Below are 20,602 nucleotides of genomic sequence, written 5' to 3' on the forward strand. Positions count from 1 at the left end.
AGAGGGACTCGAACCCTCACATCCGTGGGACACTAACACCTGAAGCTAGCGCGTCTACCAATTCCGCCACCTTCGCATCACTGCGGAGGGGGATTCTATAGAGTTTTGGGGGAGCGTCAACAGCCAAAGGGGACTTTTTTCGCTGTTGACGCCCAAAGTGGCGCCAAGGGTACAAAACTTCAGCAATTAGCCGACGTCTGGCATTCAGTAACGGCCCAATGCGTTCTGATACATCCGTTCATACTGGGTGACTGAGTCAGGCCAGTTGAAGCGGGTGCTCATGGCATTGCGCTGCACCTTGGCAAAACGCTCCTTGTCCTGCAGGAAATAGAGCAGGCTGCGGCGCATGGTATCGAGCAGGATGGCGGCAGTCGGATCGTTGAAGCAGAAGCCGGTAGCATGCTCGGGATCCGCATCCCAATCCACCACGGTATCTTTCAGACCCCCCACGGCGCGCACCAGTGGCAGGGTGCCATAGGCGAGACTGTACATCTGGTTGAGGCCGCAAGGCTCGAACAGAGAGGGCATCAGGAAGAAGTCGGCACCGGCTTCGACCAGATGAGCCAGTCGATCGTCATAGGTGTTGATGAAGGCGAGCTTGCCCGGATAATCCCGGGCCATGGTTTGCAGTTGCGTGGCGAGCGCAGGATCGCCAGAGCCGACGATCACCACTTGTACCTGATGGTGGAGGAATTTCTCCAGCGCAGGGAGCAGCAGGGGAACGCCCTTCTGCTCGGTCAGGCGGCAAACCATGCCGTAGATGGGCAAGTCCGCCACGGCCAGCCCCGCTTCCTGTTGCAGGCTCTCTTTGCAGATCTGTTTGCCAGCCATGTTGTCGATGCTGTAGGTCGCAGGCAGGAATTCGTCGAACTCCGGATCCCAGTCCTTGTAATCGCAGCCGTTGAGGATGCCACAGAGATCCGCGGCCCGTTGCTGGAAGATATGCGCCATGCCGTGGGCGCCGAGGTGAGTCAGCAGCTCCTGGGCATAGTTGGGGCTGACCGCATTGATCTTGTCGGCGTATAGCACCCCGCATTTGAGCAGATTGACGTGGCCGTAGTCGTAGTTGATGCGGCGTTCGTAGTCGGCGATCTCGGGCATAGCCCAGAACTGCTCCCGCCCGAATACCCCCTGAAACGCCGCGTTGTGAATACTGATCACGCTGCGAGTCTGCTGGAAGAAGGGGTTGTGGGCGTGACGGGTTTTAAGCAGCAGTGGCAGCAGGCCGGTGTGCCAGTCATTGCAGTGGGCGATATCCGGGGCAAAGCCGAGCTGCTCGCAGGCATGGAGGGCTGCGGCAGAGAAGAAGGCAAAGCGCTCGCCATTATCCGGATAGGCCTGATTGTTCTCGGCGTAGAGCTGGGGACGATCGAAATATTGCGGGCAGTCGAGCAGATAGACGCAGACGCCATCCAGCTCCATCTGGTAGATGCGATAACCGATATCCGGCAGCCCGGGGTGGGTTGGCAACCAGCGAGAAGCGACCAGTCTGGCCTCATCCCGTCGCTTTATCGTCTTGTAGAAGGGGAGCATGATCCTGACATCATGCCCCTTCTGGGCCAGGTACATCGGCAGGGCTCTGGCGACATCGGCCAGGCCCCCGGTCTTGACCAGCCCCTCAACCTCCGAGGCAACAAACAGGATTTTCAGTGGGTTAATAGCCAACTCTTGCTCCCTTAGGTACCACCACGATACCGCCTTCGGATACGGTAAATCGCTCTCTATCGTGGTCGAGATTTTCACCGATAACGGTGCCGGGCGCAATTTCAACGTTTTTATCTATGATCGCGCGCCGGATGGAGCACCCCTCACCAATCTTGATATCACCCAGTAACACCGACTCACTGATATGGCTGCACGCGCCGATATTGCAGCGGAAACCGAGGATGGAGCGCTGGATCTGGCTGCCCTGAATGAAGCAACCGGCGGAGATCAGCGAGTTGGCGATCTTCACCTTGCACTCGTCGCTGTCGATGAAGGTAGCAGGCGGCAGCGCCGGATAGTGGGTGTGCAGGGGCCACTTGCGGTTATAGAGGGAGAAGGGGGGATTGTCGGCCACCAGGTCCATGTGCGCTTGCCAATAAGAGTCGAGGGTGCCCACATCCCGCCAGTAGACGTGCGGTTTCTCGCCGGGGATGACGTTGGTGCTGTAGTCATAGACATAGACGGGGGCACGTGGGTAGAGGCTCGGGATCACATCCTTGCCAAAGTCGTGGCTGGAGTTCTCCTCGGCGGCATCCCGCTTCAACTCGCGGCAGAGGGCATCGGTCTCGAAGATGTAGTTGCCCATGGAGACCAGCGCCTGGGTCGGATCGCCGGGAATGTGCTTGGGCTGCTTCGGCTTTTCCTGAAAGCCGATCATCCGCCCTTCGGTATCCACCTCGATCACCCCGAAGGCGCTCGCCTCTTCGATGGGCATGCGCAGGGCCGCGACCGTCATGGCGGCGTTCTTCTGCTTGTGGAAGGTGACCATCTGGCTCACATCCATCTTGTAGATGTGGTCGGAGCCGAAGATGCAGACGTGATCCGGTTCGGCCCGCTCGATAAAGCCGAGGTTCTGATAAATGGCGTCAGCGGTGCCGTCATACCAGCGTTTGCCCATCCGCATCTGGGCCGGGATGGGATCGATAAAGCGGTCGGTGATGCCGACGATATTCCACCCCTTCTTCATGTGCAGGTAAAGGGACTGGGATTTGAATTGGGTCAGTACATAGATGCGCAGAAAGTCGGCGTTGACGAAGTTGTTGAGGACAAAGTCGATTAGCCGGTAGCTGCCACCGAAGGGGACGGAAGGCTTGCTGCGGGTGGTGGTCAGAGGCTGCAGGCGAGTACCTTCGCCACCAGCCAGGATCATGGTCAAAATGCCTGCCATCGTATTTCTCTCCCTGAATTAACAACATGAAAAGGTTTTCAATGTTCGGTATAAAAACACCCCTAAAGGGGTGGTTTTTATCGTGTGCTTAATACCTTATCAGATGCCGGATGGCGCTCTCTAGCTGTTTTATTGTGCTGCTTACACTTATTTACATTTTGCTCAGATAGACCTTGAATTTGGCATCACTGCTGATCACTTCAGTCCGTTTGAAGTGTGTCTCCAGTATAGGCTGGTAGCGCAAGAAGGCGTTGGCAACAATGGTCAGCGAACCATTTGGCAGCAAAAATTCCGGCGCCTTGGCCAGGAACTGCTCGGTCGCCGCATAGAAGGTTTTGAGACCCGCATGGAATGGCGGGTTGGAGACGATGTGCTGGAAACGGGTGGAGACATCCGAATAGACATCGGAAGCGGTGACCTTGCCCTTCAGACCGTTGATCGCCAGGGTGCGGCGGCTCGATTCGAGCGCCAGCGCGCTGATATCCACCATGTTGACCTGCAGATCCGGATTGCGCTTGGCCAGCACGGACCCAATCACCCCGGCGCCGCAGCCAAAATCGAGCAGTTCGCCCTTCATCGGCGGTACGGCGGCCAGCAGCATCTGGGTGCCGAGATCCAGCTCGGCGGCGCTGAAGACGCCGGGCAGCGCCAGCACGGTCAGTTCGGTATCACCGGCCTTGCACTGATAGCGGCCAAACCAGCTATCCAGATCGAACGGGGCGACCGGTTTGCAGAGCTCACCATGATAGAGGGAGCAGCGGCGGGCCGAATCGCGCTTGATCGGCTTTTCGCCATAGGGGACCAGTAGCTTGTCGGCGCCATTGATGCCGCCGCGGTTTTCACCGGCGAGGAACAGGTCGGCACCCGCTTCCAGCAAGGGGGTCATCATGGCCAGCAGATATTGTGCCTCGGCCTTGGCCTTGGGCATCAGCAGTAACAGGGCATCGAAGCGCGGTGCGCCGCCGAGCTGGTGGTCGAACAGGATAGCCTCGCCGAGGGCGGCCTGCTGGCTGCGGTAGTAGCAGTAATCGGTGGTAAAGACGGTCAGGGTCCGGGCCAGGCTCACCAGCTGGCGGGGGTAGTCATCCTCCAGCGCGCCACAGACAAGTAGCCGCTTGCCGACAAAGAGGGCTTGGTTTCGTTCCAGCATCTGGCTGACGGCACTGATTGGGCTGCTCATCGGGTCTCTCCACGCAATTTTGGGCGGCCATTATACATAGCCCCTTTCGCCTTGACATTTATGTCGTGTTCCCGAAATATGCCCAGACACCATTTTTTGACCAGAGATGACGAAATGCGGTTCAACGGGTTGAAACGAAAGCACAAAAAAAGCCTGAAATTCGGGCCTGCCGACGTTCGCGCGTAACCTCTCATCCCTGAGAAGCTTCAAACCCCGGTTGCGCACATCGTACCGGGGTTTTTTATTGCCATATGCGCGTCATTTAGGAGAAGGAGATCCCATGTTTCAAGGTTCAATCGTTGCGTTGATCACCCCGTTTCGACAGGGAAAGCTGGATGAAGAGGCGCTGCTGCGTCTGGTTGAGTGGCATATCGAGCAGGGTACTCACGGCATTGTGCCGGTGGGCACCACGGGTGAAAGCCCGACCCTGACCCATGACGAGCACTGCCGGGTGGTGGAGCTGGTGGTCAAACAGGTCGCTGGTCGCATTCCGGTGATTGCCGGAGCGGGCTCCAACAATCCGGTCGAAGCCATCGAGTACACCCTCCATGCCGAGCGGGTGGGGGCTGATGCCACTCTGCATGTAGCCGGTTACTACAACCGTCCCAATCAGGAGGGGCTCTACCACCACTTCAAGGCGGTACACGATGCCACCGCCAAGCCGATCATCGTCTACAACATCCCGCCGCGCGCCATCGTTGACGTGCAACCCGCGACCCTGGCCCGTCTGGCGGAACTGCCGCGTATTGCCGGGGTGAAAGACGCCACTGGCGATCTGGCGCGCCCCTGGACCGAACGCCAGCTGATCAAAAAGCCTTTCGCCTGGCTATCCGGTGAAGATGCCACGGCTGTGGCCTACAACATCGGCGGTGGTCAGGGCTGTATCTCTGTGACCGCCAACGTGGCCCCCAAGCTGGTGGCCGAGGTGCAGAACCTCACGCTGGCCGGCAAGTGGCAAGAAGCGCGTGAACTGCAAGACCAGCTGATTCCGCTTCATCAGGCGATGTTTGCCGAGCCGAGCCCGGCCGGTGCCAAATATGCCGCTTCCCTGCTCGGTTTCTGCAGCGAGGAGTGTCGCCTGCCGGTGATGCCGCTGTCGGAGGCGACTCGCGAGCGCATTCGCAGCGCCATGCAGCAGCTCAACCTGCTGTAATGCAAAACGGGTGAGCCAAGGCTCACCCGTTTTGTTTTTGGCTTTTGTTTCTGGCCTTTATTTACGACATCGCACCACTCAGGCTGCGTGATGCAGCCAGGCGGCGATGGCCAGCTGCAACTCGACATATGCCGGATAGAGGAAGAGATCGGCCAGTTCGGCAGGCCACTCGTTTTGCTCGTCCGATTGGGCTTGCAGATGGGCGTGCAGGCTGGTCAGTGCTGGCAGCCAAGGTGCGGGTTGTGGCAGCGTGGCCGCAGTGCGGGCGACCAGATCGATCCCTTGGCACAGGGCTGCGAGTGCCTGCTGTTGAATGCCTTTATCCTGAGGATGCTCCAGCCAGAGCTGCTCGTGATGCTGCCAGTGGCGCAGCCCCTCGCTTACCCCCGTTGTGCCATCCATACCTTCATGTTCGACCAGCGCCTGCAGGGCCAGCGGTTTGCCAAGACCAGCCAGTCGATAGCCGCGCTGGGCCTTGGATTGGGCGCCAAGGCGCAGCCCGCCGATCCCGGCGAGGCGTTGGGCCAGTGCAAACAGCGCCGCGGTAGCGCCTGATTTGAGCTCCAGTTCCAGCTCGTTGATGGTGGTGCTGCCTTGACTGCCGACGATCTCGCCCTGATCCCAGGCCAGCTCAATCTCGGCCCCCTCGAAGGCGATCAGCCAGTGGCGGCGCAGGAAGTCGGTGCGAAACTGGGCGACCAGCTGCTGCTGAATGTGGTCGCGCTCGCTCAGGGTTGGCCAAATCTCATCGGGAAAGGCCGAGAGGGTCGGCAGATCGCCGCTCACGGGAGCGTTGTACTCGGGTCTGGCGTGCAGGCCGCCCACCACCTGGCCGCGGCATTTGATGGTCTGTTCGGCGAAGGCGTCGCAGCGGCGAATGCGCAACCCCATATCCAGTTGGCGTAGAGCCTGGGTCGGCGTATCGAAATAGACGTTGCCTAGCTGCTGTTGTGACGATTCTTTAATCTCAAGAGAATTCAGCAGGTTGGATAACTCGGCTTGAATGTCGCGGGCGACAAAAAACTTTATCTCGATCTCAGTTTGCATAGTCATTCCGGGCTGGCAGACAACTTTGGGGGGCAGGATTCGGGTCGCGGGGATATAATGCCCGCGAGACGACTAGATTAATTCGCGGTTTAATTGAGGGCGCAGTTCGGTTACCATGCGCGCCTCATAAAATCGTATCGAGTGTTTTTTCACCGACACAGGTTTGGCCATGCCAGTAAATACTATTTTGGGGCTTTTTGCCAAGTCCCCCATCAAGCCGCTGCAGAAGCATATCGTCAAGGTTCACCAGTGCTCCCAGCAGTTGGTTCCTTTCTTTGACGCCGTTGCCGAAGACCGTTGGGAAGATGCCGAGAAGATCCGGCAGCAGATCGCCCAGCTGGAAAAAGAGGCAGATACCCTCAAGCGTGAAATCCGTCTGAAACTGCCTCGCGGCCTGTTCCTGCCGGTTGCACGTACCGACCTGCTGGAGCTGTTGACCCAGCAAGACAAGATTGCCAACCGTGCCAAGGATATCTCCGGCCGCATGCTTGGCCGTCGCATGGAGTTCCCCGCTGAAATGCGGACGGATTTCATGGCTTACCTCAAACGTTGTATTGATGCGACCGCTCAGGCCGAGAAAGCGATCGGGGAGCTCGACGAGCTGCTCGAGACCGGCTTCAAAGGACGGGAAGTGGAAATGGTTGCCGAGATGATCCACCAGCTGGATCTGATCGAGGACGATACAGACACCATGCAGATTGGACTGCGCCAACAGCTGCAAGCGGTTGAGCAGAACTACAATCCGATTGATGTGATGTTCCTTTACAAGATCCTCGAATGGGTAGGTGACCTGGCAGATCAGGCCGAGCGCGTAGGCGCCCGTCTGGAACTGATGCTGGCTCGTTCGTAATCGACTGACTGGGTAAACACTATTAATGGACATTATCGCGAATTACGGCACCACTCTGGTGCTCGTGGCGGCCTTGTTCGGCTTTTTGATGGCTTGGGGCATTGGCGCGAATGACGTGGCCAACGCCATGGGAACATCGGTCGGCACCAAATCCCTGACCATCCGTCAGGCGATCATCATTGCCATGATCTTCGAATTTGCCGGTGCCTATCTGGCCGGTGGCGAAGTGACGGCCACCATCCGTAACGGCATCATCGACAGCAACGCCTTTGCCGATACACCGGATCTGCTGGTGCTCGGCATGATCGCCTCCCTGCTGGCGGCAGGCGCCTGGTTGATCCTCGCCTCCTACTTCGGCTGGCCCGTATCCACCACTCACTCCATCATCGGCGCCATCGTCGGTTTTGCGGTGGTGAGCATTGGCCCGGAAGCGGTGCAGTGGAGCAAGTTTGGCGGCATCGTCGGCTCTTGGGTCATCACCCCGGCCATCTCAGGTGTCATCGCCTACTTCATGTTCATCAGCGTGCAGAAGCTTATCTTCAACACTGATGATCCCCTGAACAACGCCAAGCGCTATGTGCCGTTCTACATGTTCCTGACTGCGCTGGTGATCTGTCTGGTGACCATCAAGAAGGGGCTGACCCACGTCGGTCTGCACCTGAGCGATGGCGAGGGCATTCTGCTCTCCATCGCCATCTCCATCGCAGTGGCGTTTGCCGGCTGGATCTACATTCGCGGTCAGAAGTACAACCCGCAGGATGACAGCAAGATGCACTTCGCCAACGTGGAGAAGGTGTTCGGCATCCTGATGGTGATCACCGCCTGTGCCATGGCCTTTGCCCACGGCTCCAACGATGTGGCCAACGCCATTGGCCCGCTCTCTGCGGTGGCCTCTATCGTGGCTTCCGGTGGCGAGATTTCCAGTCAGGCAGCCATTGCCTGGTGGATCCTGCCCCTCGGCGGTATCGGTATCGTGATCGGTCTGGCGACCATGGGCGAGAAGGTGATGGCGACGGTCGGTACCGGCATCACTCACCTGACCCCGAGCCGTGGTTTTGCCGCCCAGCTGGCGACTGCCGCGACCGTAGTGATTGCCTCCGGTACCGGTCTGCCCATCTCCACCACCCAGACCCTCGTCGGTGCTGTGATGGGTGTCGGTCTGGCGCGCGGCATTGCGGCGCTGAACCTGGGGGTACTGCGCAACATCGTGGTCTCCTGGATCATCACCCTGCCTGCAGGTGCCATTCTGGCTATCGCCATCTTCTACGTGCTGCAGGCCTGCTTCTCCTAATCGAAGCGGCATTCTGCAAAAAGCCCGAGTCATCGACTCGGGCTTTTTTATTGTGCGCGGGAGCTGAGTGCTGCTCCCTTTGCATATCACCTTAGAGGCTGGCGCAGATCTGCCACAGATCGTACTGGATAGCGGCGGCGGTCACTTCCCGACCCGCCCCCGGCCCCTGGATCACCAGCGGGTTGGTGCGATAGCTGTCGCTCTCGATGGCGAAGATGTTGTCGCACGGCAAGAGGTTGGCAAACGGGTGATGGGGCTCCAGCGCCTCCAGCCCGACTCGTGCTTTGCCGTCATGCTCAAAGCGGGCGACGTAGCGCAGGACCTTGCCGAGGCGCTTGGCCCCTTCGAAGGCGGTCTGGATCGGGTCATCCAGCTCTTTCAGTCTGTCCATGAACTGATCGGCGGTCACCTTGCGCAGCGTAACGGACACCAGATTCTCCAGCTCGATATCGGCGGAGTCGAGCTCGAAGCCTGCTTCCCGCGCCAGAATAAGCAGCTTGCGCCGCACATCCTGACCGGAGAGATCTTCGCGGGGATCCGGCTCGGTCAGGCCGTGCTGCCACGCCTCGTCCACCAGCTCGGAGAAAGGGCGAGTGCCGTCATACTGTTGGAACAGCCAGGAGAGGGTGCCGGAGAAGATGCCGGAGACCCCCTGAATGCGGTCGCCGCTCTGACGCAGCATCTGGATGCTGGACTGGATTGGCAGCCCGGCGCCCACGGTGGCGTTGTAGCGCCACTGCACCTGATGGTCACGGCAGGTTTGCTTGATGCGCTGGTAGAACTCGCTGTCGGCGGCACCGGCAAACTTGTTGGCGGCGATGATATGAATGCCGAGCTGGGCAAAATCCGGATAGTAGCGGCTCACCGTTTCGCTGGCGGTCATGTCCAGCGCAACCAGTGCATCAAAGCCGTGCTGTTCAAGCTGGGAGAGCAACTCCGGCCAGATCAGCGGCTTGGGATTGAAGTTGTCCTGTACCTTCAGGGGGTTGAGCCCCTCTTCATCGAGCAGGCCCCCTTCCGAGCTGAATACCCCGTAGAGGGTGAGCGCCAGATTGAGTTCATGTTCCAGCCGTGCCTTTTCGCGGGCGTAGAGGCTCAGCCAGTGGCCGCCGATATTGCCCTTGCCGAACACCACCAGTCCAACCCGGGTCGGGCGGCTGAAGAGGGCGCTGTGCAGGGCGATGAGCAGCGGCTCCAGCACTACCTGACGCAGCACCGCCACCAGACTCAGGCCATCTCGGGCCACCTGTACGAACTCCAGCGGTTGATCCGCCAGCAGCTGATAGAAGCGGTGACACTGCTCCGCGTTGTCGGTGACCCCGGCTCCGACTAGCGCAACCAGACTGAACCCCTCTTTTTGGATGAGGCCGGTGAAGCTCCCTTGCAGCTGGAAGTCGCGCAGCAGCTCGAAGGCGCCCTGTGCTACCTCGAGGGTGTAGGCGAGGCGCAGGATCCGGCGATCCGGCTGGCGCTGCAGGGTGAGCGGGTTGAGACGGTGACGAGCCAGATGGGCCTCGATGGTGGCCACCGTCTGCTCGTAGTTGGTTTGCGGCAGCACCTTCAGCTCGATGAGGGCGATCTGATCCACCGAGGAGACGATGCGGGCGCCACCGGAGCGGGGGGCGCGGCGCAGGATATGGGTGCAGCCCTCGTCCGGGTTGTAGCTGCAGCGCAAAGTGAGGCGCTGGCGGCTGTCGGCCACCGGTTGCAGGGTGCGCGAGTGCAGCACCGAGGAGCCAAGGCGGGCCAGCTCGTTGGCTTCGGCGAGGCTCAGGCGCTCCAGCAGACGCGCTTCTTTCACCCGGCGCGGGTCGGCGCTATAGACCCCGGCCACATCGCTCCAGATGGTGGTGGATTCGCCGTCCGCCAGCAGCGCCAACAGGCTGGCGCTGTAGTCGGATCCATTGCGACCGAGCAGCAGGGAGCGCCCCTCCATGTCGGCGGCGATAAAGCCGGTTACCACGATGCGACCGGCATGCTCCGCCAGTCGCGCCTTGAGCAGTTCGCTGGAGAGGGCGGTATCCACCTTGACCAGAGCGCCATCCTCGGCGCGCAGGAAGCTGCGGGCATCGAGCCAGATGGCCTTGTCGCCGCGGCTGGTGAGCAGGGCAGCCAGCAGGCGCGCCGACCACACCTCGCCAAAGGCGAGCAGGCCGTTGCGGGCGAAGCGGTCAAACTGCCCCTCAAGCGTCTTGGCGATGAGCTGCATGTCGTCGGCCAGCTGCTTGCTCAGGTCGAGCTGCAGCTCGCCTTCCAGCAGGCCGTCGATCAGCCCCTGTTGATAGGCGTGGAGGGCGGAGATGGCTTCACCAGCTGCTTCATCCCCCGCTTCGGCCAGCTCCACCAGCTGGATCAGCCGGTTGGTGGTCTTGCCGGCGGCAGAGACCACGATCAGTTCATCCCCACCCACCTGTTGTTCAACGATGCTGGCGACCCGGCGATAACAGACCGGATCCGCCAGACTGCTGCCACCGAATTTGTGGACGTGACGTCGCTTCAAGCCTGCTTCTGTTGCCACCGCGATCTCTCCTTGTTGCTGCTGTTCCATTACTTCGCTACCTGTTCTGCCTGCTGCGCCTGTGCAAAAGCCTGTGCCAGATCGGCCACCAGATCTTCACCGTGTTCAATACCGACCGACAGACGCAGCAGCTGGGCGCTTATGCCAGCTGCCTGCTGCGCCGCCGGGGTCATGGCCCTGTGGGTCATGCTGGCCGGATGGGCCACCAGACTCTCCACCCCGCCGAGGGACTCGGCTACCGAGAAGAGGGTGAGGGCCGCAAGGAAGGCGCGAATGCCCGCCTCGCTGCAATCGAGTTCAAAACTTAGCATGGCGCCGAAGCCGGACTGTTGACGGCGCGCAATATCGTGGCCCGGATGGCTCGGCAGGCTGGGGTGATAGATGCGTTTCACCAGCGGCTGCTGTTGCAGGAAGGCGAGGATGCGGTCGGTATTCTCCTGATGGGTGCGCAATCTGGGGGCCAGAGTGCGCAGACCGCGCAGGGTGAGGTAGGAGTCGAACGCCCCGGAGGTGAGCCCCAGACAGTTGGCCCACCACACCAGCGACTCGGCCAGTGCGGCCTCCTTGGCAATCGCCCCCCCCCCCACCACGTCTGAGTGACCGTTGATGTACTTGGTGGTGGAGTGCACCACCACATCGGCACCAAGTGCCAGCGGCTGTTGCAGCAGGGGGGAGAGGAAGGTGTTGTCCACCACTACCTGTGCACCCACCTCATGAGCTGCGCTGGCAATGGCGCTGATATCCACCACCCGCAGCAACGGGTTGGAAGGGGTCTCGACCCATACCAGCGCAGGCTTCTGGGCCAGAGCGGCGGCCAGTGCGGCCTCATCCCCCTGATCGACAAACTGCACCCGGTAGTGGCCCTTGGTCGCCAGATACTCGAACAGGCGCCAGGTACCGCCGTAGCAGTCGTGAGGGGCAATCAGCAGATCCCCAGCCTTGAGCAGGGCGGTGGTGACCAGATGGATAGCACCCATGCCGGTGCCGGTGACCACGGCGCCAGCGCCCCCTTCCAGTGCCGCCAGCGCGTCCGCCAGATTGGTGCGGGTCGGGTTGCCGGAACGGGCATAATCGTATTGACGGGGTTCGCCAAAGTCGGCAAAGGTGTAGTTGCTGGAGAGGTAGATAGGCGGCACCACTGCACCGTGTTGCTGGTCTGTCTCAATCCCGGTGCGAACCGCCAGGGTGGCCTTGTGGGTCATGTTTCTCTCCTTGATCTCTCTGGACGGTGGCCGCTCTTCCTGCCACGCTGCTTTTGCCACACGCAATCGTGCCAATGCTGGCATCATGATGAACCACACTACGCCAGCTTAAAAAAGCCGTCAACACTTCCAGACGTCTAAATGGCTTTGCTGTTGGATTGCCATTAATTTCCTTAAGGGTTAAAATCCGCGCTCACGGCTAAATGAGAACAGGTGAGTCATGGGAACAGAGTGGAACGGCGACTACGTCAGCCCCTACGCGGAACACGGTAAGAAGAGCGAACAGGTCAAGAAGATTACCGTCTCGATCCCGCTCAAGGTGTTGAAAGTGTTGACCGATGAGCGCACCCGCCGTCAGGTGAATAACCTGCGTCATGCGACCAACAGCGAGCTGCTCTGTGAAGCCTTCCTGCACGCTTTCACCGGCCAGCCGCTCCCTTGCGACGAAGATTTGCGCAAGGATCAACCAGACAGCGTCCCTGCCGAAGCGCGTGCCATCATGGAAGCGCTGGGCAAAGAGATCGAAGATTTCGACAAGGAATAACCCCCAATGACGCGGCCCTGGCCGCGTCATTGCTATCTGCCATGTCCCGCTTCAGCCTGCGCCACTATCACCACCACGTCTGCAGCCATAGCCACGACTTTGCCCAGCTGGTGATCCCCCTCGACGGCCCCCTCGAGATCGAGGTGCAGGGCCGGGGGCGCAGACTTGCCCCCGGTTCTGCCTGCATCATCGCTCCCGGCGAGCGGCACGACTACGCCGCCGATCCCGCGCTTTCGTTTCTGGTGCAGGAGAGCGACTGGCTACCCGGGGATCTGGCGGCCTGCCCCTTTATCGAGCTGGATGAGCCCCAGCGCCACTACCTCGCTTTTCTGCACCGCATGGTGGCCGAAGGGCGGCAGGTGGCGGGCATGGCGCAGGTGTGGCTCTCCCTGCTGGCGGAAGGGCAGGGGATGCAGAGAGCAGCCATTCCACGCCTTGCCGCTCGCATCCTCAAGGTGCAGCGCCATATCGATGCCAACCTCGCCGCCCCGCTGACCAATCAGCAACTCGCCACCATCGCCTGCCTTGGCCAGAGCCAGTTCAAGCTCGCCTTTCGCCAGCAGCTGGGGGTAAGCGTCTCCCACTACATTCGCAGTCGACGCATGGCGCTGGCGCGTACCCTGCTTGCCGGTACGCAACTGCCCGTTGGGGAGATTGCCAGCCGCTGCGGTTACCAGAATCAGGGGGCTTTCGGCGAGCGCTTCCTGAGTGAGACCGGGCTCACTCCGTCCCTCTGGCGCCAGCAAAACGGCCGCCTGCCGCAACGAAACGGCTGATCGCCGAAGACGAGATGCTCTCTTTGGGCCATGCTGCGGGTCATGCAAGGTGCACGATAAACAGGAGCAGAAATGGAGACGATTAGCTGGCAGGATTTCGAGGTGGTGGAGCTCCGGGTGGGCACCCTGGTGCGGGTCGAGCCGTTCCCCGAGGCGCGTAAACCGGCCTACAAGGTGTGGGCGGATTTTGGCCCTGAACTGGGGGTTCGCAAGAGCAGTGCCCAGATCACCGCCCTCTACCAGCCAGAGCAGCTGGTGGGCCGCCAGATCATCGCCGTAGTCAACTTCCCGACCAAACAGATTGGCCCGTTTCAGTCGGAGTTTCTGCTGACCGGTTTCTACCGGCCGGATGGCGCCGTGGTGATGGCCATTCCCGAGCGGGCGGTGGAGAACGGCGCCAAGCTGGGCTGAGTTCACGCCCGAACAGAGACAAGAGAGGCGACCCCGGGGTCGCCTCTCTTTTTTGTTTTCTGCTGCGAGTCGTTACTTCAACAGGCTGAAGATCAGCGCCGATACCGCCAGCGACCCGGTCAGCAGGATAAAGCAGTTGGTCCAGCCGTGACGGAAGCGGGCCAGCGCCTCCACCTTGTAGATGGCAATCACCGGCATGATGAACAGGATCATGGCGATAACCGGGCCGGAGAGGGTCTCCATCAGCCCCAGAATGCCCGGGTTGATGACTGCGGCACCCCAGATGGCGAAGAACATCAGGGCGATACCCAGTTTGTCTGCCTTGGCCAACGGCAGGCCGGTAGGCTTGGCGATCAGGCTTTTCAGGCTTTCACGGGCACCGAGGAAGTGGCCGAGGAAGGAGGAGCTGATGGCGATAAAGGCGATGAGCGGCCCCAGAGTCACAATCACCGGGTTGTCAGTGATGTTGGCGAGATAGGAGAGCACAGAGACGTTTTGGGCCTTGGCTTCAGCCAGCTGGGCTGGCGAGAGGCTCAGCACGCAGGAGAAGACGAAGAACAGCACGAAGCCCACCAGCATCACTGTGGTGTTGCGCAGGATCAGGCCGCTCTTGGCTTCCGCCTGCTCGCCATATTCACGGCGCTGCACGTTGGCAAAGCCGGAGATGGCGGCGGCGTGGCTGAAGGCGAACACGGTGACCGGCAGCGCCAGCCAGACGGTGTTGAGGAAGCTGACTCCTTCAAACGCGGTCACTTCCGGCCACTGCCACTGAGGGATCAGGTAGCATGAGAGGGCCGCCAGAATGGCCGCCAGCGGATAGACCATAAAGGCGAAGGCGCGCAGCATCGCTTTCTCACCCGCCAGCATCACGGCGATCATGGCGAATACCAGCACGCCGGAGAGCATCACCCGATCCGGGGTCGCCATGCCGAGCTGGTTGACCATAAAGCTCTCCACCGTGTTGGTCAGTCCGACCCCGTAGATGAGCAGGATCGGGAAGATGGAGAGGAAGTAGAGCGCCGAGATGAGGCGACCGGCCATCTTGCCGAAGTGCTCCTCCGCCACTTCGGTGAAGTCGGCGTGGGGGCGTGACGAGGAGAGCACGAAGCGCGCCAGCCCGCGGTGGGCGAGGAAGGTCATGGGGCCTGCCAGTACCGCGACGATGACGAGAGGCCAGATGCCGCCCAGACCCAGATTGATGGGCAGGAACAGGATACCGGCGCCAACGGCGGTGCCAAACAGGCTGATAACCCAGTGGGTGTCGTGACGGCGCCAGCGGGTGATGCTGGCTGTGGTGGAGCAGGAACCGGATAGCTCCTTGGTAGCCTCTACAGATAAACTCATTACTAATTCACTTTTTGTCAGTGTTTTAATCTGAGTTAATTGTGGTTTATCGGGATTTAATTCTCAAAAAGCGGGGCTGAAACATATCACTGCCATTGCGGGGTTTAGCCAGCGAGATTGGGAATGGAATCTTGGTCACAGAATGCAACAAAACTGACAATGGTGATTTTTGTGAAATATAAAACCAAATTTTTATCTGCGATCATTTTTTTATTTTGGCTAATAAGGTGTTTTCAGAATTACGTGAAAAATCGCACCATTTCTCGCCGACCAATTGTGATGTTTCACTATCATTTCGCTTCTTTGCCAGCGTATCACGCTGTTCAAGAGCGCCTTGACCAGCGGATCACACCGGCCATCACCCGGGGCAACTTCCCTGAAAAAGCAGGCGGCCATCGGGCCGCCTGCTTGTCTGGTGTGATGACATCGCTATCCGCCTAGTGGGCCAGAATGTTGCCCCAGGCGAGATCCGGATCCCCCATCACGATAAAGTCAGGGTTCTCCAGCGACTCGGTTTCGTTGTAACTGAGTGGCTGCAACGCCAGGCTGAGGATACGGCCACCGGCTGCCTCGACGATGCACTGGGCGGCGGCGGTGTCCCACTCGCCGGTGGGGCCTAGTCGTACGTAGCAATCGGCAGCCCCTTCCGCCACCAGACAGGATTTGAGGGAGCTGGAGCCAAGCGGGATCAGCTCGTAGTTGATGGCCGGGTTGAGGCGGCGGGTGAGGTTCTCCAGCTTCTGGCGGCGGCTGATGGCTACTACCAGCGAGTCGGGCTGGTCATGCTCGTGATGCATAGCGCTGATGGGCAGTACCTCGCCATTCACCTCCTTGAAGGCGCCGTAGCCGCGCACCGCCCAGTAGAGCACGTTGGACTCGGGGGCGTAGATGACCCCGAGCACCGGCACATTGTCCCGCACCAGGGCGATCAGGGTGGCGAAGTCGCCGCTGCCCGCAATAAATTCGCCAGTGCCGTCGAGGGGATCCACCAGCCAGTACTGCCGCCAGTTGGATCGTTGGCTGAAGGGGATGTCGGCCGCCTCTTCGGTCAGCACCGGCACATGGGGAGTGAGCGCCGACAGCGCCTGTTTGAGGTAGGCATCGGCAGCAAGATCGGCACTGGTGACCGGAGTGGCATCCTCCTTCAGCTGACGCTCGAACTGACCGCCGTGATAGATGTCGTGAAGGATCCTTCCGGCTTCGCGGGCAATCTCCTTGACCCCCGGCACCCAGGCCAACAACTCCTGCATCTCGTTATCCTCTGTCTGTTAACTGCCCGTCTGCGGGCTACTCTGCCTGCTCCGCCAGCCACTTCTGGGCCAAGAGCAGGGCACTGATGCTGCGCGACTCGGTGAAGTCGGGCCGCGCCAGCAATTCATCGATCCGGTTGAGTGGCCAGGGGATCACCTCCAGCGGTTCGGGTTCGTCGCCGATCCGCTGCTCGGGGAAGAGATCCCGCGCCAGTAAAATGTCCATCCGGCTGGAGAAGTAACCGGGCGCCAGCGACACCTGTTTGAGCAGGGTCAGGCTGTTGGCGCCAAAGCCCGCCTCCTCCATCAGTTCCCGGTTGCCCGCCTCGAAGGCATCTTCGCCCGGGTCGATCAGCCCCTTGGGAAAGCCCAGCTCGTAGGAGTGGGTGCCGGCGGCATATTCGCGCACCAGCAGCAGGGTGTGGGCATCGAACAGCGGCACCACCATGACGGCGCCACGATTGCCGCCGCGCATCCGCTCGTAGACCCGCTCTTCGCCGTTGGAGAACTTGAGGTGTAGCGATTCCACCTTGAACAGTCGGCTCTCGGCCACGATATCGGCCTTGAGGATCTCCGGCTTGCTCTTGGGATGATCCAGTTGGTCGATCGAAATCTGTTCGGGGGGGCTTTTGTGGTGCTCACTCATCAGGGGTGACGGCTCGTTAAAAAATCGTGCTTCAAGAGTAAACGACTCTCACACCGAACACCACGGGCCAGGGATGGCAAAGGGGGAGGAAAAATCCGTTATACTGCCGCCCCGTTTTCCGAGATCCGCGCTCAAGAGGCCCGATGCCACACTCCCGCTCCACCACCTTGCCTTGGCACCAGATTGATACCGTCTTGCTCGATATGGATGGTACCCTGATCGATCTGCATTTTGACAACCACCTCTGGCAGCAGCTGGTGCCGGAGCGTTACGCCGAGCGGCTCGGCCTGCCGCTGGATGAAGCCAAAGCGCAGATCGACGTCCACTATCACGCCGTCAACGGCACCCTGAACTGGTACTGCGTGGATTACTGGAGCGAGACCCTGGGGCTCGACATTCGGGCCCTCAAGCAGGAGCTGCTGGCGAAGATCCAGTGGCGTCCCCACGCCATCCCCTTTCTGGCCGCGCTGCGCGCCGCGGGCAAACAGCTGGTGCTTTTCACCAATGCCCACCCCGCCAGCCTGTCGGTGAAGGATGCGCAGCTGGGGCTGAGCGACCATCTGGATCTGATGGTGAGTACCCACGAACTGGGCTGGTCGAAGGAGAGCCAGCACTGCTGGCAGGCACTGGCCGAGCGGCTGGCGTTCGATCCGGCCCGCACCCTGTTTGTGGATGATAGCGAGCGGATCCTGCGGGCTGCCGCCGACTATGGTATCGGCTATCAGCTGGCGATCCAGAATCCGGATAGCTGCAAGCCGGAGCAGAGCATTACCGCTTTTCCGGCGATCCGCGACTATGCCGAGTTGCTGCCGTTGGCAATCTGAAGCAGTTCAAACAAGAGAGGGCTGCATCATGCAGCCCTCTTTCTTTGATTTGAATTTTGGTTATCTGACGCCTGATGGCGAAAAATCACAGCTCCCGAAACGGGCGCCGCTTCTCCTCTTCGATGACGATCGCCTCCAGATTGGCGATCCGCTCCTGCAATTCTCTGATGATCATATCCTGCTTGCCGAGGCGGTCGGTGATGCGTGCATCCCCCATCTGGTAGCGGGCTCGCTTGCCGAGGTATCCGAACAATAGGCTGATAAATACGATCAGGACTATGCCTGTCCACATGGTCATGTCACGACTCCTTGTCGTCTATAAACGGCGAAAACGCTGATGGGATCTGTTCTGTTTTCTCACAGCCGCCAATTGGCCGCAATGGGCCCCGTTTCGCCTTTGTGATGCAGTTGGCTATTGCTGCCAGAGTGGCCGCCCGACCCAGAGCGCCCACAGGGTGAGGTGCAGCAGCACGATAAACCAGAAGACCAGCCGGTAGCTGCGCTTCTGGGTCTTGTGACGCAGCCACTGGCGGGCCACCAGTGCCCCCGGCCAGCCGCCGCACAGCTCCAGCAGGTGCAGGCGAGATTCGGGAATGCGCCATTCACCGCGCACCGCCTGCCGCTTGTCCCAGGCGTAGGCGACTACCGTGAGCAGGCTCATGAAGAGCAACACGGCCAGCGGCCACCACTGCTGCTCGCCGAGGCCGAGCCAGAGGGCGGCGCCCAGTGGCAGCAGTGCCAGCGCCATCACTGGGCCAGCTCCCAGCAGCGCTCCTCATCCTGCTTGAGTTTGCGGATCACCTTGGCCGGATTGCCCACCGCCACCGAGTCGGCCGGGATGTCGCGGGTCACCACGGCGCCCGCGCCAATAATGGATCGCGGCCCTATGGTGACGCCGGGGCAGATGATGGCGCCGCCGCCAATCCAGCAGTCGTCACCGATCCGCACCGGCTTGTTGTAGGCAGTCCAGTTCCGTCGTTCCAGATAGTTCATGGTGTGGGTGGCGGTGTAGATCTGCACGTTGGGGGCCAGCAGCACATGGCTGCCGATATGCACTTCGCCCACGTCGAGAATGGTGACGTTGAAGTTGAAGAAGGTCTTCTCGCCGATATGGATGTTGCGGCCGAATTCGCAGGTAAACGGCGTGCTGATCCAGCAGGAGTCGGGGCAGTGGCCAAAGAGCTCGCGGCAGATCTGCTGGCGCAGAGGGGCATCGCCTGCAGGTGAACCATTGAGCCGGGCCAGCTGCGCCTGACCGCGGATCCGGTCGTTGGCTATCTCCTCGCTCTGGCTATCCAGTGCCCCGCCAGCCAGTACCTTGTCCCAGTCGCTCGCCATTGCTACCTCCTCATGCTGCAAGAGCAGGCAGTATACGTGACTGTCAGGGGCGCCGTCAGTCTGTCACTTGTTGCAGGTGATCCCCGTCAACCTGCGGGCCAGACGAGGGGCAGGATCAGCAGGGCCGAGATGAAGTAAGGGAGCAGCACCCGCAGCCCCAGACTGCGACCGCCGATACCGAGGGCCAGCAGCCCCTTCACCAGCGAGTTGACCAGCCCGGCGAGCAGGATGCCGCGGGCGGCCACCTCCAGCGCCAGCTCCTTGTGGGAGAGCTGGGAGAGCGACAGCGTGATGGCGTCCACATCGGTGATCCCCGACACCAGCGCCAGCAGGTAGACCCCGGAGTTGCCCACCTTGTCTTGCAGCAGGGTGGCCATAAAGCCGATCAGCGCCAGCAGCAGGCCGAACTTGATGGCGGTGGCAAGATCGAGCGGGTTGCTGGTTTCCGGCTGCACCGGGCCGTCAGTCAGCTCCTCGCGCTGACGCCAGAACCAGAAGGCAAAGCCGTAGACTGTGGTGGCCAGCAGCAACAGGGGGGCGATGAGGCGCATCGCCAGTTCGCTGTGAATGAGCAGCACCAGTACCAGCAGCCGCAGCCACATGGTGGCCCCTGCCAGCAGGATGCCGGTAGCCAGCAGTCGCTCCAGCCCGCCCTGCTCCTTGTTGAGACGGGCGAACTGCAGGGTGAGAGCGGTGGAGGAGGCCAATCCCGCCAGTATGCTGGTGAGCACCAGCCCAGCGCGGGTGCCGAGCAGCCGCACCGCGAAGTGGCCACAAAACGAGATGCCGGCGATCACCACCACCATCAGCCAGATCTTGAAGGGGTTGAAGGCATCGAGGGGCCCCATCTCCTCGTTGGGCAGCACCGGCAGCAGCACCAGCGAGATAAGCAGAAAACGCAAGGTGGCGTGGAACTCGGTTTCGCTCAGAAACAGCATCCCCTGCTGGATCTTGCCCTTGAGCCCCATCAAGAGGGCAGCCAGCACGGCGCAGGCGACCGCCTCGCTCGGGCTCAGCAGCACCGACATCAGCCCCAGCAAATAGGTGAGCAGCATGGCGACCGAGCTGGTGAGGCCGAACTCCCCCTGCCAGCGTTGGGCCAGCCAGACCGAGAGGCCACAACCGATCACCACCGCCAGCAGGCCGAGCAGCGGCAGCCAGGGGCCCAGGGTGGGCAGCAGCAAACCGCACACCCCGCCGAGCAGGCCGATAAGGCCGTAGGTACGCATCCCGGCGATGCGCTGGTTATCCCCCAGCTGGCGCACCTGCCAACCCCGCTCCAGCCCGATGATAAGGCCGATGGCCAACGAGACCAGGGCTCCGTTGACCGGTTCTGCATTGATCCACATAACGACT

General features: G+C 60.8%; 21 protein-coding genes. 8 read left to right on the forward strand and 13 right to left on the reverse strand.

The genetic code is table 11. The annotated features are described in order from the left end of the window. Positions 1–204 precede the first annotated feature (204 nt). The 3 genes from glgA to rsmC all read right to left on the reverse strand — a co-directional run bounded on the left by glgA (position 205) and on the right by rsmC (position 4,052). Complete coding sequence (gene glgA, locus G5229_RS13530) at positions 205–1,665, reverse strand: glycogen synthase GlgA (protein WP_058058561.1); 1,461 nt, start codon at positions 1,663–1,665, stop codon at positions 205–207. Then, the gene (gene glgC, locus G5229_RS13535; protein ID WP_421209292.1) at positions 1,655–2,872 is read right to left on the reverse strand and encodes a glucose-1-phosphate adenylyltransferase; all 1,218 of its coding nucleotides are present in this window, start codon (positions 2,870–2,872) and stop codon (positions 1,655–1,657) included. Before glgC ends, glgA begins: the two co-directional genes overlap by 11 nt. Before the next feature lie 151 nt (positions 2,873–3,023). Then, positions 3,024–4,052 (reverse strand): 16S rRNA (guanine(1207)-N(2))-methyltransferase RsmC, encoded by a 1,029-nt coding sequence (gene rsmC / locus G5229_RS13540; protein WP_421209293.1) that lies wholly within the window; start codon positions 4,050–4,052, stop codon positions 3,024–3,026. Between the two features lie 280 nt (positions 4,053–4,332). Here rsmC and dapA point away from each other — a divergent pair, with 280 nt between their 5' ends. After that, entirely contained in the window at positions 4,333–5,205 is an 873-nt protein-coding gene (gene dapA, locus G5229_RS13545) for a 4-hydroxy-tetrahydrodipicolinate synthase (RefSeq protein ID WP_005357833.1), read from the forward strand. Between the two features lie 78 nt (positions 5,206–5,283). On the opposite strand, the gene G5229_RS13550 is transcribed toward dapA, so the two are convergent. Then, positions 5,284–6,252 carry an inorganic triphosphatase gene (locus G5229_RS13550; protein WP_421209295.1) on the reverse strand — a complete coding sequence of 323 codons (969 nt, stop codon included), beginning with the start codon at positions 6,250–6,252 and terminating at the stop codon, positions 5,284–5,286. Between the two features lie 169 nt (positions 6,253–6,421). Here G5229_RS13550 and G5229_RS13555 point away from each other — a divergent pair, with 169 nt between their 5' ends. Both G5229_RS13555 and G5229_RS13560 read left to right on the forward strand, forming a co-directional pair. Next, positions 6,422–7,102 carry a TIGR00153 family protein gene (locus tag G5229_RS13555; protein ID WP_100654622.1) on the forward strand — a complete coding sequence of 227 codons (681 nt, stop codon included), beginning with the start codon at positions 6,422–6,424 and terminating at the stop codon, positions 7,100–7,102. A gap of 25 nt (positions 7,103–7,127) precedes the next feature. Continuing rightward, entirely contained in the window at positions 7,128–8,393 is a 1,266-nt protein-coding gene (locus tag G5229_RS13560; RefSeq protein WP_042053268.1) for an inorganic phosphate transporter, read from the forward strand. Positions 8,394–8,484: 91 nt separating this feature from the next. Here the strand turns inward: G5229_RS13560 and G5229_RS13565 are convergent, their stop codons facing one another. Both G5229_RS13565 and metB read right to left on the reverse strand, forming a co-directional pair. Beyond that, a complete protein-coding gene (locus G5229_RS13565; RefSeq protein WP_421209296.1) occupies positions 8,485–10,941 on the reverse strand; it encodes a bifunctional aspartate kinase/homoserine dehydrogenase II in 2,457 nt (818 codons plus the stop codon). Beyond that, positions 10,941–12,113 carry a cystathionine gamma-synthase gene (gene metB / locus G5229_RS13570; protein WP_219295514.1) on the reverse strand — a complete coding sequence of 391 codons (1,173 nt, stop codon included), beginning with the start codon at positions 12,111–12,113 and terminating at the stop codon, positions 10,941–10,943. Before metB ends, G5229_RS13565 begins: the two co-directional genes overlap by 1 nt. 220 nt (positions 12,114–12,333) lie before the next feature. Here metB and metJ point away from each other — a divergent pair, with 220 nt between their 5' ends. From metJ to G5229_RS13585, 3 genes are all read left to right on the forward strand, one after another. Next, positions 12,334–12,657 (forward strand): met regulon transcriptional regulator MetJ, encoded by a 324-nt coding sequence (metJ, locus tag G5229_RS13575; protein ID WP_005340251.1) that lies wholly within the window; start codon positions 12,334–12,336, stop codon positions 12,655–12,657. Positions 12,658–12,698: 41 nt separating this feature from the next. After that, positions 12,699–13,433, forward strand: a complete 735-nt coding sequence (locus G5229_RS13580; RefSeq protein WP_227341472.1) for an AraC family transcriptional regulator — start codon at positions 12,699–12,701, stop codon at positions 13,431–13,433. Between the two features lie 72 nt (positions 13,434–13,505). Continuing rightward, a complete protein-coding gene (locus tag G5229_RS13585; RefSeq protein WP_227341471.1) occupies positions 13,506–13,844 on the forward strand; it encodes a tRNA-binding protein in 339 nt (112 codons plus the stop codon). 72 nt (positions 13,845–13,916) lie between these two features. Here the strand turns inward: G5229_RS13585 and G5229_RS13590 are convergent, their stop codons facing one another. Next, a complete protein-coding gene (locus G5229_RS13590; protein ID WP_421206145.1) occupies positions 13,917–15,188 on the reverse strand; it encodes an aromatic amino acid transport family protein in 1,272 nt (423 codons plus the stop codon). Positions 15,189–15,311: 123 nt separating this feature from the next. Between G5229_RS13590 and G5229_RS13595 the strand changes: the two genes are divergently transcribed. Continuing rightward, positions 15,312–15,629 carry a hypothetical protein gene (locus G5229_RS13595; protein WP_227341469.1) on the forward strand — a complete coding sequence of 106 codons (318 nt, stop codon included), beginning with the start codon at positions 15,312–15,314 and terminating at the stop codon, positions 15,627–15,629. On the opposite strand, the gene cysQ is transcribed toward G5229_RS13595, so the two are convergent. Next, positions 15,626–16,438: a 3'(2'),5'-bisphosphate nucleotidase CysQ gene (gene cysQ, locus G5229_RS13600; protein WP_005357849.1), complete on the reverse strand. Its 813-nt coding sequence runs from the start codon at positions 16,436–16,438 to the stop codon at positions 15,626–15,628. The genes G5229_RS13595 and cysQ overlap by 4 nt on opposite strands. A gap of 37 nt (positions 16,439–16,475) precedes the next feature. Further along, complete coding sequence (gene nudE, locus G5229_RS13605; protein ID WP_216959555.1) at positions 16,476–17,084, reverse strand: ADP compounds hydrolase NudE; 609 nt, start codon at positions 17,082–17,084, stop codon at positions 16,476–16,478. Between the two features lie 143 nt (positions 17,085–17,227). Here nudE and yrfG point away from each other — a divergent pair, with 143 nt between their 5' ends. After that, positions 17,228–17,908 carry a GMP/IMP nucleotidase gene (yrfG, locus tag G5229_RS13610; RefSeq protein ID WP_203977625.1) on the forward strand — a complete coding sequence of 227 codons (681 nt, stop codon included), beginning with the start codon at positions 17,228–17,230 and terminating at the stop codon, positions 17,906–17,908. Between the two features lie 85 nt (positions 17,909–17,993). On the opposite strand, the gene G5229_RS13615 is transcribed toward yrfG, so the two are convergent. The 4 genes from G5229_RS13615 to G5229_RS13630 all read right to left on the reverse strand — a co-directional run bounded on the left by G5229_RS13615 (position 17,994) and on the right by G5229_RS13630 (position 20,595). Further along, entirely contained in the window at positions 17,994–18,206 is a 213-nt protein-coding gene (locus G5229_RS13615; RefSeq protein ID WP_040067337.1) for a hypothetical protein, read from the reverse strand. 114 nt (positions 18,207–18,320) lie between these two features. Further along, on the reverse strand, positions 18,321–18,659 hold the full coding sequence (locus tag G5229_RS13620; RefSeq protein WP_216959552.1) for a DUF1294 domain-containing protein: 339 nt from the start codon (positions 18,657–18,659) through the stop codon (positions 18,321–18,323). Continuing rightward, positions 18,656–19,246, reverse strand: coding sequence for a sugar O-acetyltransferase (locus G5229_RS13625; RefSeq protein WP_216952135.1), 591 nt, complete (start codon positions 19,244–19,246; stop codon positions 18,656–18,658). The genes G5229_RS13620 and G5229_RS13625 overlap by 4 nt, the downstream gene beginning before the upstream one ends. Positions 19,247–19,332: 86 nt before the next feature. Next, entirely contained in the window at positions 19,333–20,595 is a 1,263-nt protein-coding gene (locus G5229_RS13630; RefSeq protein ID WP_216952134.1) for an MgtC/SapB family protein, read from the reverse strand. Between the last annotated feature and the right edge of the window lie 7 nt (positions 20,596–20,602).

Source organism: Aeromonas sp. 602396, from assembly GCF_049173735.1.
GTDB lineage: Bacteria > Pseudomonadota > Gammaproteobacteria > Enterobacterales > Aeromonadaceae > Aeromonas > Aeromonas veronii_A.